The 14,007-nt window shown below is 67.1% G+C and carries 13 protein-coding genes; 2 read left to right on the top strand and 11 right to left on the bottom strand.

Annotated elements, in window-relative coordinates:
• Positions 1–52: 52 nt before the first annotated feature.
• From AAG092_RS19220 to leuC, 5 genes are all read right to left on the bottom strand, one after another.
• On the bottom strand, positions 53–1,057 hold the full coding sequence (locus tag AAG092_RS19220; RefSeq protein ID WP_373387927.1) for an aspartate-semialdehyde dehydrogenase: 1,005 nt from the start codon (positions 1,055–1,057) through the stop codon (positions 53–55).
• Positions 1,058–1,160: 103 nt separating this feature from the next.
• A complete protein-coding gene (asd, locus tag AAG092_RS19215) occupies positions 1,161–2,273 on the bottom strand; it encodes an aspartate-semialdehyde dehydrogenase (RefSeq protein ID WP_373387926.1) in 1,113 nt (370 codons plus the stop codon).
• 53 nt (positions 2,274–2,326) lie between these two features.
• Positions 2,327–3,409 (bottom strand): 3-isopropylmalate dehydrogenase, encoded by a 1,083-nt coding sequence (gene leuB / locus AAG092_RS19210; protein ID WP_373387925.1) that lies wholly within the window; start codon positions 3,407–3,409, stop codon positions 2,327–2,329.
• Positions 3,410–3,422: 13 nt separating this feature from the next.
• Positions 3,423–4,070: a 3-isopropylmalate dehydratase small subunit gene (gene leuD, locus AAG092_RS19205; RefSeq protein WP_373387924.1), complete on the bottom strand. Its 648-nt coding sequence runs from the start codon at positions 4,068–4,070 to the stop codon at positions 3,423–3,425.
• An 11-nt stretch (positions 4,071–4,081) separates the two neighbouring features.
• Complete coding sequence (leuC, locus tag AAG092_RS19200) at positions 4,082–5,509, bottom strand: 3-isopropylmalate dehydratase large subunit (RefSeq protein ID WP_373387923.1); 1,428 nt, start codon at positions 5,507–5,509, stop codon at positions 4,082–4,084.
• A 178-nt stretch (positions 5,510–5,687) separates the two neighbouring features.
• Here leuC and AAG092_RS19195 point away from each other — a divergent pair, with 178 nt between their 5' ends.
• Together AAG092_RS19195 and AAG092_RS19190 are read left to right on the top strand one after the other, a co-directional pair.
• Positions 5,688–6,566 (top strand): LysR family transcriptional regulator, encoded by an 879-nt coding sequence (locus AAG092_RS19195; RefSeq protein WP_373387922.1) that lies wholly within the window; start codon positions 5,688–5,690, stop codon positions 6,564–6,566.
• Positions 6,567–6,680: 114 nt separating this feature from the next.
• Complete coding sequence (locus tag AAG092_RS19190) at positions 6,681–9,596, top strand: EAL domain-containing protein (RefSeq protein WP_373387921.1); 2,916 nt, start codon at positions 6,681–6,683, stop codon at positions 9,594–9,596.
• Positions 9,597–9,648: 52 nt separating this feature from the next.
• On the opposite strand, the gene AAG092_RS19185 is transcribed toward AAG092_RS19190, so the two are convergent.
• The 6 genes from AAG092_RS19185 to AAG092_RS19160 form a co-directional block, all read right to left on the bottom strand.
• The gene (locus tag AAG092_RS19185; protein ID WP_373387920.1) at positions 9,649–10,095 is read right to left on the bottom strand and encodes an Hsp20 family protein; all 447 of its coding nucleotides are present in this window, start codon (positions 10,093–10,095) and stop codon (positions 9,649–9,651) included.
• Positions 10,096–10,223: 128 nt separating this feature from the next.
• Positions 10,224–11,183 carry a tRNA dihydrouridine synthase gene (locus tag AAG092_RS19180; protein WP_373387919.1) on the bottom strand — a complete coding sequence of 320 codons (960 nt, stop codon included), beginning with the start codon at positions 11,181–11,183 and terminating at the stop codon, positions 10,224–10,226.
• A gap of 76 nt (positions 11,184–11,259) precedes the next feature.
• Positions 11,260–11,709 (bottom strand): acyl-CoA thioesterase, encoded by a 450-nt coding sequence (locus AAG092_RS19175; protein ID WP_373387918.1) that lies wholly within the window; start codon positions 11,707–11,709, stop codon positions 11,260–11,262.
• Entirely contained in the window at positions 11,706–12,356 is a 651-nt protein-coding gene (locus AAG092_RS19170) for a bifunctional 4-hydroxy-2-oxoglutarate aldolase/2-dehydro-3-deoxy-phosphogluconate aldolase (RefSeq protein ID WP_373387917.1), read from the bottom strand. Before AAG092_RS19170 ends, AAG092_RS19175 begins: the two co-directional genes overlap by 4 nt.
• Before the next feature lie 127 nt (positions 12,357–12,483).
• Positions 12,484–13,347, bottom strand: a complete 864-nt coding sequence (locus AAG092_RS19165; RefSeq protein WP_373387916.1) for an alpha/beta fold hydrolase — start codon at positions 13,345–13,347, stop codon at positions 12,484–12,486.
• 40 nt (positions 13,348–13,387) lie between these two features.
• Complete coding sequence (locus tag AAG092_RS19160; RefSeq protein WP_373387915.1) at positions 13,388–13,927, bottom strand: TetR/AcrR family transcriptional regulator; 540 nt, start codon at positions 13,925–13,927, stop codon at positions 13,388–13,390.
• Positions 13,928–14,007: the final 80 nt, after the last annotated feature.

Raw genomic sequence — 14,007 nt, 5'->3', positions numbered from 1 at the left:
AACCAGTATTGCCAAGCTAGAATAAATCTTCAAATTTGGGGCTAAGTATCTTTTACAGATAGTGTTTTATCAACAACTCGCCAATTTGCACAGCATTGAGCGCAGAGCCTTTTCGCACGTTATCTGACGCAATCCACAAATTAAGCTCGGCAGGGTCGTCCAGGCCAGCACGCAAGCGCCCAACATACAGTTCATCCTGGCCCACCGCATCCCCGACGACAGTCGGATAATCCCCCTCCTCCACCAGCTCGATACCCGCCTGCCGCCCCAGCAGTGCGGCAACTTCCTTTATATCCACCGCCTCTGCGGTTTCCAGGGAGACGGCCAGGCTGTCGCCGAAGAACACCGGCGCCACACAACAGGTGACCGCCACTTTCAGCCCCGAGACGCCCAGCACCCGCTTCAGCTCATCGGCCATCCGCCGCTCCAGCCGGGCATGACCACCCTCCCCCGGTTCGCCAACCCGGGCCAGCAGGTTGAACGCCACCTGGCGATCGAACAGCTGCGGCTCCAGCGGGCGCATGTTGAGCAGCTCGGTGGTCTGGCGCGCCAGCTCGCTGACCCCGGCGCGCCCCAGAGTGGAAACGGCCAGGACCGCATTCAGGGTGATCTTGCGCAAGCCGGGCCGGTCGCGCAGCGGTGCCAGCACGGCAGCCAGGGCGGCGGCGGCCGGCGCCGGACTGGACAGCAGATAGGGTGCACTGGCACCAGCCAGCGCCTCGGCGTTGGCTTCGGGCACGACCGGCAATGCCTGTTCCAGGGCGCCACTCAGGTCGATCACCGAACAGCCGGCCGCCTGGGCCTTGGCGGCGTACTGGCGGCTGACCTCCTCGCCGGCGGCGAAGAACGCCAGGCGCACCTGAGCGAAGTCGAACCCGTCCAGCTCACGCACCCGCAGGTTCTTGCCGCGGAAAGGCACGGACTGCCCCGCGGAATCGCCGCCCGCCAACAGATGCAGGCTGCCGAGCGGGAACTCGCGCTCCTCCAGCAACTGCACCAGGGTTTCGCCGACGGTACCGGTGGCGCCGATCACGGCGATATCGAGGGTCTTGGACATCGGAAAGCCTTCTGGGAATAGCGAATGGCCGGCACTCTACCCGCACGGCGCAGAAAATAAAAAGGGCCGGTCATGGACCGGCCCTCTGGCGCAACACGCGCGATCAGCGCTCCAGCAGGATGCGCAGCATGCGCCGCAGCGGCTCAGCCGCACCCCACAACAGCTGGTCGCCGACGGTGAAGGCGCCGAGGTACTGCGAGCCCATGTTGAGCTTGCGCAAGCGGCCGACCGGTACGCTCAGGGTACCGGTGACGGCGGTCGGGCCGAGGTCGCGGATGCTCGCCTCGCGGGTGTTCGGCACCAGCTTGACCCAGGGGTTGTGCTGGCTGATCAGGCCCTCGATGTCGGCCATCGGCACGTCCTTGTTCAGCTTGATGGTCAGCGCCTGGCTATGGCAACGCATGGCGCCGATGCGCACGCACAGGCCGTCTACCGGGATCGGACTCTTGATCCGACCGAGGATCTTGTTGGTCTCGGCCTGGCCCTTCCACTCCTCGCGGCTCTGGCCGTTGGGCAGCTCCTTGTCGATGTAGGGGATCAGACTGCCGGCCAGCGGCACGCCGAAGTTGTCCACCGGGAAGCCTTCGCCACGCATGGTCTCGGCGACCTTGCGGTCGATGTCGAGGATGGCGCTGGCCGGGTTGGCCAGATCATCGGCCACGGCGCCGTGGATCGCGCCCATCTGTTTGATCAGCTCGCGCATATTCTGCGCACCGGCGCCGGAAGCCGCCTGGTAGGTCATGGCGCTCATCCACTCGACCAGGCCGGCTTCGTACAGGCCGCCCAGGGCCATCAGCATCAGGCTGACGGTGCAGTTGCCGCCGATGTAGTTCTTGGTGCCAGAGTCCAGCGACTGGTCGATCACCTTGCGGTTCACCGGGTCCAGCACGATCACCGAGTCATCGGCCATGCGCAGGCTGGAGGCCGCGTCGATCCAGTAGCCGTTCCAGCCGGCTTCGCGCAGCTTGGGGAAGACTTCGTTGGTGTAGTCGCCGCCCTGGCAGGTCAGGATCACGTCGAGGCTCTTCAGCTCGTCGATGCTGTAGGCATCCTTCAGCGGGGCGACGTCCTTGCCAATCGCCGGCCCCTGGCCGCCGACATTGGAGGTGGTGAAGAACACGGGCTCGATCAGGTCGAAGTCACGCTCTTCCAGCATGCGCTGCATGAGCACGGAACCGACCATACCGCGCCAACCGATCAGACCTACACGTTTCATAACACTCGTACCTCGATAAGCAGCCCCGCCCTAGCGTGGCGGGGCTGGAAAGATTACAGGCTGCGCAGCGCCTCGACTACGGCATCACCCATGGCGGCGGTACCGACCTTGGTCTTGCCTTCCGACCAGATGTCGCCGGTGCGCAGGCCCTGATCCAGCACCAGGCTCACGGCCTGCTCGATCGCATCGGCGGCGGCAGACTGGTTGAAGCTGTAGCGCAGCATCATCGACACCGAGAGGATGGTCGCCAGCGGGTTGGCGATGCCCTTGCCGGCGATGTCCGGCGCCGAGCCGTGGCAGGGCTCATACATGCCCTTGTTGTTGGCGTCCAGCGAGGCCGACGGCAGCATGCCGATGGAGCCGGTGAGCATGGAGGCCTCGTCGGAGAGGATGTCGCCGAACATGTTGTCGGTGACGATCACGTCGAACTGCTTGGGCGCGCGCACCAGCTGCATGGCGGCGTTGTCCACGTACATGTGCGACAGCTCGACCTGCGGGTAGTCCTTGGCCACTTCCTCGACCACAGCGCGCCACAACTGGCTGGAGGCCAGCACGTTGGCCTTGTCCACCGAGCACAGCTTCTTGCCCCGTACCATGGCCATGTCGAAGCCGACCTTGGCGATGCGGCGGATCTCGCTCTCGCTATACGGCAGGGTGTCGTAGGCCATGCGCTCGCCGTTTTCCAGCACCTTGCTCTCGCGCGGCTGGCCGAAGTAGATGCCACCGGTCAGCTCGCGGACGATGAGGATGTCCAGGCCAGCCACCACCTCCGGCTTGAGGCTGGAGGCCTCGGCCAGTTGCGGGTAGAGGATGGCCGGACGCAGGTTGCCGAACAGGCCCAGCTGCGAGCGGATCTTCAGCAGGCCGCGCTCCGGACGGATGGCCGGGTCGATGGTGTCCCACTTCGGCCCGCCAACGGCGCCAAGCAGCACGGCATCGGCGGCACGGGCGCGCTCCAGGGTCTCGTCGGCCAGCGGCACGCCGTAACGGTCGATGGCGGCACCACCCAGGTCATCGAAGGACAGCTCGAAGCCGAGGTTGTACTTGTCATTGGCCAGGTTCAGCACCTTGACCGCCTCGGCCATAATTTCCGGGCCGATGCCGTCGCCGGGGAGAACCAGAATCTGCTTGCTCATGCTCAATCCTTAATCACTTGATCGCGCCGAACAGCCAGGGGCTGCTCTGCTGGTGTTTGGCTTCGAAGGCCCTGATCGCCTCCTGGTCCTGCAGGGTCAGGCCGATGTCGTCCAGGCCGTTGAGCAGGCAGTGCTTGCGGAAGGCATCCACCTCGAAACGGTACTGCTTGCCGTCCGGGCGGGTCACGGTCTGCGCCGCCAGGTCGACGGTCAGCTGGTAGCCCTCGGTGGCCTCGCACTGGGCGAACAGCTCGTCGACTTCTGCATCCTTGAGGATGATCGGCAGCAGACCGTTCTTGAAGCTGTTGTTGAAGAAGATGTCGGCGAAGCTCGGCGCGATCACGGCACGGAAGCCGTACTCGTCCAGCGCCCAGGGCGCGTGCTCACGGCTCGAGCCGCAGCCGAAGTTCTCGCGTGCCAGCAGTACGCTGGCGCCCTGGTAACGCGGGAAATTGAGCACGAAGTCCTGGTTCACCGGGCGCTTGGAGCAGTCCTGGTTGGGCTGGCCGACATCCAGGTAGCGCCACTCGTCGAACAGGTTGGGGCCGAAGCCGGTGCGCTTGATCGACTTGAGGAACTGCTTGGGGATGATCTGGTCGGTGTCGACGTTGGCGCGATCCAGCGGGCAGACCAGGCCGGTGTGTTGGGTAAAGGCTTTCATGTTCGCTCTCCTCAGGCCTGGATCAGTTCGCGCACGTCGATGAAGTGGCCGGTCACGGCAGCCGCCGCAGCCATGGCCGGGCTGACCAGGTGGGTACGGCCACCGGCGCCCTGACGGCCCTCGAAGTTGCGGTTGGAGGTCGAGGCGCAATGCTCGCCGCTGCCCAGCTTGTCCGGGTTCATCGCCAGGCACATGGAACAGCCCGGCTCGCGCCATTCGAAGCCGGCCTCGATAAAGATCTTGTCCAGACCTTCCTGTTCAGCCTGCGCCTTGACCAGGCCGGAGCCCGGAACCACCAGCGCCTGCTTGACGTTGGCGGCCACCTTGCGGCCCTTGGCCACCTCGGCGGCGGCGCGCAGGTCCTCGATGCGCGAGTTGGTGCAGGAGCCGATGAACACGCGGTCCAGCTTGATCTCGGTGATCGGCTGGTTGGCGGTCAGGCCCATGTACTTGAGGGCGCGGACGATGGAGTCGCGCTTGACCGGGTCGGCCTCGGCCGCCGGGTCTGGCACCTTCTCATCCACGGCCAGGACCATTTCCGGCGAAGTGCCCCAGGACACCTGCGGCTTGATCTCTTCGGCCTTCAGCTCGACCACGGTATCGAAATGCGCATCGGCGTCGGACACCAGGGTCTGCCACTGGGCCACGGCCTTGTCCCAGTCGGCGCCCTTGGGCGCGAAGGGGCGACCCTCGACATAGGCGATGGTCTTCTCGTCCACGGCCACCAGGCCAACGCGGGCGCCGGCCTCGATGGCCATGTTGCAGATGGTCATGCGGCCTTCCATGGACAGCTCACGGATGGCGCTGCCGGCGAATTCCAGGGCATGGCCGTTGCCGCCGGCAGTACCGATCTTGCCGATGATCGCGAGGACGATGTCCTTGGCGGTGACACCGAAGGGCAGCCGGCCTTCGACACGCACCTGCATATTCTTCATCTTCTTGGCCACCAGGCACTGGGTGGCGAGCACATGCTCGACCTCGGAAGTACCGATGCCATGGGCCAGCGCACCGAAGGCGCCGTGGGTGGAGGTGTGCGAGTCGCCGCAGACCACGGTCATACCCGGCAGGGTGGCGCCCTGCTCCGGGCCGACCACGTGGACGATGCCCTGGCGGCTGTCGTTCATCTTGAACTCGAGGATGCCGAAGTCGTCGCAGTTCTCGTCCAGGGTCTGCACCTGGATGCGCGACACTTCGTCGACGATGGCCTCCAGGCCGCCCTGGCGCTCGGCCTTGGTGGTCGGCACGTTGTGGTCCGGAGTGGCGATATTGGCGTCCACGCGCCAGGGCTTGCGCCCGGCCAGACGCAGGCCCTCGAAGGCCTGCGGCGAGGTCACTTCGTGGAGGATCTGCCGGTCGATGTAGATCAGCGACGAACCGTCGTCGCGGCGCTTCACCTCGTGCATGTCCCAGAGCTTGTCGTAGAGCGTCTTGCCGGCCATTTGCTTATGTCCTCGATCAGGTCATGTGCGGAGCGAGGGCTGATAACCCTTCTGCTGATGGGGCGATCCTAGGGATTCGGCTCGAATAACTCCAATTCATATTTTTTATTCCAAGCATTCCTGAGCGGAATGCAATGCGCTATAAGACCGACAATCACCGAGCCGAGCGCAGACACCCATGGACCTGGCCAACCTCAACGCCTTCATCGCCATCGCCGAAGCCGGCAGCTTCTCCGAGGCGGCCGAGCGCCTGCACCTGACCCAACCGGCGGTAAGCAAGCGCATCGCCGGCCTGGAGCAGCAGCTCGACGTGCGCCTGTTCGACCGCCTGGGCCGCGAGGTGAACCTGACCGAGGCCGGACGCGCCCTGCTGCCGCGGGCCTACCAGATCCTCAATGTGCTGGACGACACCCGCCGCGCCCTGACCAATCTCAATGGCGAAGTCAGCGGCCGCCTGACCCTGGCCACCAGCCACCATATCGGCCTGCATCGCCTGCCGCCGCTGCTGCGGGCCTTCACCCGTCAGCATCCGCAGGTGGCTCTGGATATCCAGTTCCTCGACTCCGAGGTGGCCTACGAGGAGATTCTCCACGGCCGCGCCGAGCTGGCGGTGATCACCCTGGCCCCGGAGACCCGCGAGCCGGTGCACGCGGTGCCAGTGTGGGACGACCCGCTGGACTTCGTCGCCGCCCCCGAGCACCCACTGGCGCGCAACGGCGCGGTGACCCTGGCCGACGTGGCGCTGCACCCGGCGGTGTTCCCCGGCGGCAACACCTTCACCCACCACATCGTCAACAACCTGTTCGCCGCCCAGGGGCTGACGCCCAACATCGGCATGAGCACCAACTACCTGGAGACGATCAAGATGATGGTCTCCATCGGCCTGGCCTGGAGCGTGCTGCCGCGCACCATGCTCGACGACCAGGTGGTACGCCTGCCACTACCGGGCATCCAGCTGCAGCGGCGCCTCGGCTACATCCTGCACCGGGAACGAACCCTGTCCAACGCGGCCAAAGCCTTCATGGCCCTGCTCGACCAGCAACGCCGCTTGCCTTGACGGCAAAACTGCGGCTAACGTGAGGACATAACGATAAAAAAGACGCCTGCATGCCGCTCCAGCGCCCCTTCCCACCGGGTGGCGAGGCCGTGCCGAGCGCCGGACGAGAACGCGATGTCCAGACCGCCCAAGCAGCCGCCCTTCCCCTACATCCCCGCCCTCGATCCCGCCGAGTTCGAGAAGACCTGGCAGGATGCGCCGCGCCTGCTCGCCGCCCTCAACGGGGCGCACCTGGGCGCCTGGTACTGGGACATCGAGAGCGGCAAGGTCAACTGGTCGCGCGGCGCCCAGGCACTGTTCGGCCTGGACCCGAAGAATCCGCTGGAACAGCGCGTCGACTACATCGAGCTGATCCCCGAGGAAGACCGCGCCAAAGTGCAGCAGCTGTTCCGGCAGGTGCTGGAAGGCCAGCCGATTGTCGAACCCCTGCGCCACCGCATCCGCTGGCCCGACGGCAGCCTGCACTGGCTGGAGATCAGCGGCCGGCCGCAGCTGGACGCCAGCGGGCGCAAGCAGGTTTTCGGGGTGATCCGCGACATCACCCAGCAGCAGGAACAGGAACTGGCCCTGCGCGACAGCCAGGAGCGCCTGACCCTGGCCCTGGACTCGGCCAACCTGGGCACCTGGGACTGGCACATTCCCAGCGGCCTGCTCTATGCCTCGGAACGCGCCGCCAGCCTGCATGGCCTGCCCGCCGAGCCCTACCACGGCCCCTTCGCCGACTTCTTCGAGCGCGTCCCGACGACGGACCAGAAGCTCATGCGCCAGGCCTACCGCGACGCCTGCGCCGGCATCCAGCGCGAATATCAGGTGACCTACCGCACCCGCCTGAAGAACGGCGACACCCGCTACCTGGAGAGCACCGCCAAGCTCTACCGCGACAGCCAGGAGCAGCCGCTGCGCATGGCCGGAATCCTCATGGACATCACCGAGCGAGTGCTGCGCGAGCAGCGCCTGGCCTCCTCCGAGGAGAAGTTCGTCACCCTGTTCCAGGCCAGCCCCGAGCCCATCTGCGTAACGCGCATCCGCGATGGCGTGTTCGTCGAGGTCAACCCCAGCTTCTGCCAGGTGTTCGGCTGGCAGCCCGAGCAGATAGTCGGGCGTAGCGCCCCAGAGCTGCGTTTCTGGGTCGACGAGCGACAGCGTGACCAGCTGTTCGCCAAGCTGAACCAGCAACAGGGCCTCAACAACGAGGTGGCGCGCTTCCGCACCAAGGGCGGCCACCAGCTGACCTGCGTGGTGTCCAGCCGCTTCATCCGCGTCGACCGCCAGCTGTGCATCACCACCACCTTCCGCGACATCACCGAGCGCCAGGCCGCCGAAGCCGCACTCAAGGCCAGCCAGGAGAAGTTCGCCAAGGCCTTCCATTCCAGCCCCGACGCCATCACCATCACCGAGCGTGACAGCGGGCGCTTCATCGAGGTCAACGAAGGCTTCTGCCGCCTCACCGGCTACCGCCCGGAAGAAGTGATCGGGCGCAGCGCCCTGGAGCTCAACGTCTGGGCCTACCCGGAAGAGCGCGCGCGCATGGTCGAGGCCATCATCCGCGATGGCCGCGTCTATCACCTGGAAATGCACGGCCAGCACCGCAACGGCGCGCTGCAGCTGGTGGAGGTCTCGGTCGAGCCCATCGAGCTGAATGGCACGCCCTGCCTGTTGCTGACTGCCCGCGACATCAGCGAACTGAAGGCTGCCCAGGCCCAGGTGCAGCACCTGGCCTACCACGACCCGCTGACCAACCTGCCCAACCGCGCCCTGTTGATGGACCGCCTGATCCAGCAGATATCCCTGCTCAAGCGCCACGACCTGCACGGCGCCCTGCTGTTCCTCGACCTCGACCACTTCAAGCACATCAACGACAGCCTCGGCCATCCGGTTGGCGATGCCGTGCTGAAGATGGTCACCGCCCGCCTGGAAGCCAGCGTGCGCCAGGAGGACACGGTGGCGCGCCTGGGCGGCGACGAGTTCGTGGTGCTGATTTCCGGCCTGGAAGGCAAGCGCTCCGAGGTCACCCGCCAGGTCCGTCTGGTGGCGGAAAAGCTGCGCCGCCTGCTGGCCGAGCCGATGCTGCTGGACGGCCATCGCCTGCAGGTGACGCCGAGCATCGGTATCGCCCTACTGCCGGACCACGGCGACAACCCGACCGATCTGCTCAAGCGCGCCGACATCGCCCTGTACCGGGCCAAGGACTCCGGGCGCAACACCATCCAGCTGTTCCGCAAATCCATGCAGGAAGCGGCCAGCGAGCGCCTGCGCCTGGAGAACGACCTGCGCCTGGCCCTGGCCCGCGGCGAGTTCGAACTGTACTTCCAGCCCCAGGTGGATGCCCGCGACGACCGTGTGATCGGCGCCGAGGCCCTGCTGCGCTGGAGCCATCCGACCCTCGGCCAGCAGTCACCGGGGCAGTTCATCCAGGTACTGGAGGAAAGCGGGCTGATCCTCGAAGTGGGCGCCTGGGTCCTCGACGAGGCCTGCCATGCGGTGGCCAGCCTGCTGCAGCAGAAGCTGGTGCGCCGCGACAACTTCCAGCTGTGCGTCAACATCAGCCCCCGGCAGTTCCGCCAGGGCGACTTCGTCGAGCGGGTCGAGCGCTGCCTGCAGCTCAGTGAGCTGCCGGCCAGGATGCTCAAGCTGGAGATCACCGAGAGCATCGTGATTCAGAACCTGGACGACACCATCGCCAAGATGCTGCGTCTCAAGCGCCTGGGCCTGAGCTTCGCGATGGACGACTTCGGCACCGGCTACAGCTCGCTGACCTACCTCAAGCGCCTGCCGGTGGATGTGCTGAAGATCGACCAGTCCTTCGTCCGCGATGCCACCAGCGACCCCAACGACGCCGAGATCATCCGCGCCATCGTCGCCATGGCGCGCAGCCTCAATCTGGACATGGTCGCCGAAGGCGTCGAGCAGCCCGAGCAGCTGGAGTTCCTCCAGCAGCAGGGCTGCCACCAGTACCAGGGCTACCTGTTCAGCAAGCCGCTGCCGCTCGAGGAGTTCCACCGGCTGCTGCACGCCCGGCGGCAGCCCTGAACAAACGCGAAGGGCACCCGCAGGTGCCCTTCGCATGTCGCATCAGACCACTTCAGCCCTGCAGCACGGGCTGCTGACCGCCGATGGGGATGCGCTTGACCTTGGCTTCCTCCGGCACGATGCGCACCAGGTCGATATTGAGCAGGCCGTTGGCCAGGTCGGCGGCCTTGACCTCGATGTGATCGGCCAGGCGGAACGACAGCTTGAAGCCGCGCTGGGCGATGCCCTGGTGCAGATAGGTCACTTCGGCCGCATTGCGCTCGCGCTTGCCCCCCGTCACGGTCAGTACGCCGCGCTCGACCTGCAGCTCGAGATCCTCCTCCTGGAAGCCGGCGACCGCGATGACGATGCGGTATTCGTCCTCGCCATGCTTCTCCACGTTGTAGGGCGGGTAGGACGTCCCGGCGTCATTGCGCAGGGCAGACTCGAACAGGTCGTTGAAACGGTCGAAACCGATGGACTGGCGCAGCAGCGGGGCCATGGAAAATGCAGTGCTCATGACGTATCTCCTGAAGTTCAGCGAGTAGGTGGACCGCGGGACCCGACTGCGGCATCCCGCATTTCCTAGATGTGGATACTCGGCAGGATTTCAAGAGGTCGCATGGCGGCCGGCGACACTGCACAGGCCTAGTCGCTGGCGGTCGGCGTCACGCCGAGCAGCGCATCGAGACGCGCGCAGTCGTTTTCCCGACGCACCTCGGCGAACAGCGCCACCGCCTGCGGGTAGCTGCGGGTGAGCATGGCCAGCCACTGCTTGAGACGCCCCGGCGCGTAGCGCGGCGCCAGCTTGCGCCGGGCCTGCCGCCAGAAGTCCCGGAGCAGTGGCAGCAGCTCATCCCAGCCCATCGGCACGACGTCCTCGCCGGCGCGCGCCGCGGCGATCTGCCGGGCCAGGTCGGGGCGCGAGACCAGGCCACGGCCGAGCATGATGTACTCGGCGCCGCTGACCGCGCGGCAACGTTGCCAGTCGTCCACCGTCCAGATTTCGCCATTGGCGTAGACCGGCACGGCGACCACTTCCTGCACCCGCGCCACCCATTCCCAGTGGGCCGGTGGCTTGTAGCCATCGACCTTGGTCCGCGCGTGCACCACCAGCTTGGCCGCCCCGCCCTCGACCAGGGCGCGGGCACAATCCAGGGCGCCGTCCGGGCTGTCGAAGCCCAGGCGCATCTTGGCGGTGACCGGAATCTCGGCCGGCACGGCACGGCGCACCTCGCGCACGATGGCGTGCAGCAGCTCCGGCTCCTTGAGCAGCACGGCGCCGCCTCGCGACTTGTTCACCGTCTTGGCCGGGCAGCCGAAGTTGAGGTCGATCACCGGCGCGCCGAGGCTGCAGGCGAAGGCCGCGTTGTCCGCCAGGCAGGCGGGGTCGGAGCCGAGCAGCTGCACGCGCAGCGGCGTGCCGGCGCGGGTGCGCGCCCCCTCGGCCAGCTCGGGCGCCAGCTTGCGGTAGGCGGCCTCGGGCAACAGGCGGTCGCTGACGCGGATGAACTCGGTGACGCACCAGTCGATGCCGCCGACACGGGTCAGCACATCGCGCAGGATCTCGTCGACCAGCCCCTCCATGGGGGCCAGGGCGATTTGCACGGCAGAGGTCTCGAAAAACGGGGTGGCGATTGTAGCCAGCACCGGGCCCGCCGAGTAGTGAGCCGCGATGGCTGGCCTACAGCTCCAGGGGATAGGGCTGCAGCAGCGCGCGCCCATAGCCCTCGACGAACTCCGTCGGCATGCGCTTGGGCTTGCCGCTGGACAGCTCGATGCAGACGAAGGTGGTCTGGGCGCGCAGCAGGGTGGTGGCGTCGGCCGGGCGCCACAGCTGGAAGCGCCGGGTCATCTTCAGCCTGTGGTCGGACTCGACGATCCAGGTGGCCATCTGCAGCTCCTCGCCCTCGTAGGCGCTGGCCAGGTAGTCGATCTCGTGGCGCAGCACCGCCATGGCACGATCCAGACGGCGGTACTCGGCCAGGTCCAGGCCCAGGTGCTGCGAGTGGCGCCAGGCGCAGCGCTCCAGCCAGCTGACGTAGACCGCGTTGTTGGCATGGCCGAGGCCGTCGATGTCGTCGGCATTCACCACCAGGTCGATGACGAAGGGCTCGGGCAGGTCCCAGCTCATGGTTTGGCCTCCACGCCGGCGGCCAGGGCCCGGGCCTCGCTGGCCAGCTGGGTGATCTGGTCCCAGGCACGGGCGCGGATCAGGTTATCCGGGGCGATCCAGGTACCGCCGACACAGGCCACGTTGGGCAGGCGCAGGAAGCTCAGCAGGTTGTCCGCGGTGATCCCGCCGGTGGGACAGAAGCGGATGCCGGTGAAGGGCCCCTTGAAGCTTTTCAGCATCTTCACGCTGGCGGCGCCATTGGCCGGGAACAGCTTGAGCGAGCGATAGCCGTACTCCAGCGCCAGCAGCACCTCGGAAGGCGTCATCACCGCCGGCAGGTAGGGCAGCCCGGAGTCGTCGGCCGCCGCCGCCAGGCGCTCGGTGCAGCCCGGGCTGACGGCGAACTGGGCGCCGGCGTCGCGCGCTTCCTGGAACTGCTCGGCATGGATCACCGTGCCGGCGCCCACCAGCAGCTGCGGCAGGGCCTGGCGAATGGCCGCCAGGGCATCCAGCGCGCGCGGCGTGCGCAGGGTCACTTCCAGCACCTCGACGCCACCGGCGTACAGGGCATGTGCCAGGTCCACCGCCAACGCGCAATCCTCGATCACCAGCACCGGCAGCACCGGGCGGGCGCGTTGCAGTACCACATCCATCGTCAGGCCCATGTCACCTCCCCTTCAGCGAACGGCATTGGCTGCTGTGACGGCGCCCACTGGCCGCGAAGCACAACTTCGGCGCAGTGGGCACATGGCAGGGAGTGTAACGTTTTAGCGCCCGCGTAGCGCCTGGCGCTCAGGAAGCTAGCGCCGTGGCAGCCAGCACCCGGCGGCTGACGGCGCTGTGCAGGTCGGCGCTGCCGAGCAGCTCCAGCACCGCCTCGACCACCCGCGGATCGCCCAGCGGCTTGCTGTGGCCGCCCCGCTCCAGGGGCAGCAGGCGGCTGCCGGGCCAGGCCGCGTGGATGCTCTGCGCCTCGCCATAGGGCACCATGGGGTCGTCCTCGGCATGCACCACCAGGCCGGGGAAATCCAGCTGATAGCGCGCCACGTCGAGCTGCGCGGCGGGCATGCCGGCGCTCTGCTCGACCATGCGCACGAAGCGTGCCCTGGCCTGCTTCGGCAGGCCGACGAAGTGGGCGAAACGGCGCAGGGCGCCGAGGATGCGCGCCGGCGCGGCGATGGTCACCAGCGCCTCGGTGCGCAGGCCGAGCTGGGTGGCCAGCAAGGCGCTGGCGCCACCCAGGGAATGGCCGATCACCGCCTTCAGCGGCGGCAGCTCACCCGCCGCCTCCAGCAAGGCGCGGGCGAACAGCACCACGTTGGCCTCGTGCCCCGGCGAGCGACCATGGGCCGGGGCGTCCAGGGCCACCACGCCGTAGCCGGCCCGCACCAGGGCACGAATCAGCTCGGCGAACTGGGTCGGCCGACCTTCCCAGCCGTGCAGCAGGAGTACCGCGGGCCCCTGCCCCCAGCGCAGGGCGGACAGGCCGAAGCGCAGGGTAATGCGCTCGGACTCGGCCAGCAGCGGCAGCTCCCAGTCGCGTGGCGGCAGGTCGCGCGGCGTGAGGAAGGCCCGGTGCATCTTGCTGGCCACCAGATCCGGGGCCAGGCGACCAACAGTGGCATTGAAGCCACGAATCCAGCTCATGCTGCTCATCTCGCTTCTCCTCACAAAGGCCCGCCAGGCGGGCACGCTTTCACAGCACCGCCGACTTGGCGGCACGCAGAACCCGATCCGACAGCTCGCCCGCACCCAGTGCGCGAGCCAGCGCCAGACCACCCACCATCAGAGCCAGATCGGCCAGCACCTTGTCGGCCTCCTCCGGGCTGCCGGCCAGTTCAGCCACCATCAGCTCGACATGCTCGACCAGCACCAGGCGGAAAGGCTCGGGCAGGTGACTGACCTCACCCAGCGAACTGGGCAGCGGGCAGGCATCGCTGCCGGCATCGCGATGCTTGCGCGATAGGTAGAAGGCCGCGGCCAGCACCCGCCGCTCCTCGGCCGTCAGGCTGTCGTCGAGCTGCCGGAGCAACTGCCGACGCCGCCCGAGCAGGTCACGGAAGGCCTCCAGCATCAGCGCCTCCTTGCTCTCGAAGTGGGCATAGAAGCCGCCGACGGTGAGGCCGGCGGACTCCATCACCTCGGCCACGCCCGGCTGCAGCGGACCACGCCGGACCAGTGCGGCACTGGCGGCGCCGAGAATGCGCAGGCGGGTTCTGGCCTTCTTGTCGCTCATGGCAGCCTCCATCAGATGATGGATTTAATATTACAACCATAATAAGAATGCGCAAGCCGAGACCCGGACCGCTCGTCGCG

Source organism: Pseudomonas alcaligenes (assembly GCF_041729615.1).
Lineage (GTDB): Bacteria > Pseudomonadota > Gammaproteobacteria > Pseudomonadales > Pseudomonadaceae > Aquipseudomonas > Aquipseudomonas alcaligenes_B.
Note: the sequence above shows the minus strand (reverse complement) of the source record. Positions and strands in the feature narration are given on the sequence as shown.

What these genes read in the sequence shown, in the direction of transcription:
- AAG092_RS19185 (WP_373387920.1), bottom strand. Translation starts at nt 10,095, where the DNA reads ATGAGCACTGCATTTTCCATGGCCCCGCTGCTGCGCCAGTCCATCGGT.
- asd (WP_373387926.1), bottom strand. Translation starts at nt 2,273, where the DNA reads ATGAAACGTGTAGGTCTGATCGGTTGGCGCGGTATGGTCGGTTCCGTG.
- leuB (WP_373387925.1), bottom strand. Translation starts at nt 3,409, where the DNA reads ATGAGCAAGCAGATTCTGGTTCTCCCCGGCGACGGCATCGGCCCGGAA.
- AAG092_RS19160 (WP_373387915.1), bottom strand. Translation starts at nt 13,927, where the DNA reads ATGAGCGACAAGAAGGCCAGAACCCGCCTGCGCATTCTCGGCGCCGCC.
- AAG092_RS19190 (WP_373387921.1), top strand. Translation starts at nt 6,681, where the DNA reads ATGTCCAGACCGCCCAAGCAGCCGCCCTTCCCCTACATCCCCGCCCTC.
- AAG092_RS19170 (WP_373387917.1), bottom strand. Translation starts at nt 12,356, where the DNA reads ATGGGCCTGACGATGGATGTGGTACTGCAACGCGCCCGCCCGGTGCTG.
- AAG092_RS19220 (WP_373387927.1), bottom strand. Translation starts at nt 1,057, where the DNA reads ATGTCCAAGACCCTCGATATCGCCGTGATCGGCGCCACCGGTACCGTC.
- AAG092_RS19175 (WP_373387918.1), bottom strand. Translation starts at nt 11,709, where the DNA reads ATGAGCTGGGACCTGCCCGAGCCCTTCGTCATCGACCTGGTGGTGAAT.
- AAG092_RS19165 (WP_373387916.1), bottom strand. Translation starts at nt 13,347, where the DNA reads ATGAGCAGCATGAGCTGGATTCGTGGCTTCAATGCCACTGTTGGTCGC.
- AAG092_RS19195 (WP_373387922.1), top strand. Translation starts at nt 5,688, where the DNA reads ATGGACCTGGCCAACCTCAACGCCTTCATCGCCATCGCCGAAGCCGGC.
- leuD (WP_373387924.1), bottom strand. Translation starts at nt 4,070, where the DNA reads ATGAAAGCCTTTACCCAACACACCGGCCTGGTCTGCCCGCTGGATCGC.
- leuC (WP_373387923.1), bottom strand. Translation starts at nt 5,509, where the DNA reads ATGGCCGGCAAGACGCTCTACGACAAGCTCTGGGACATGCACGAGGTG.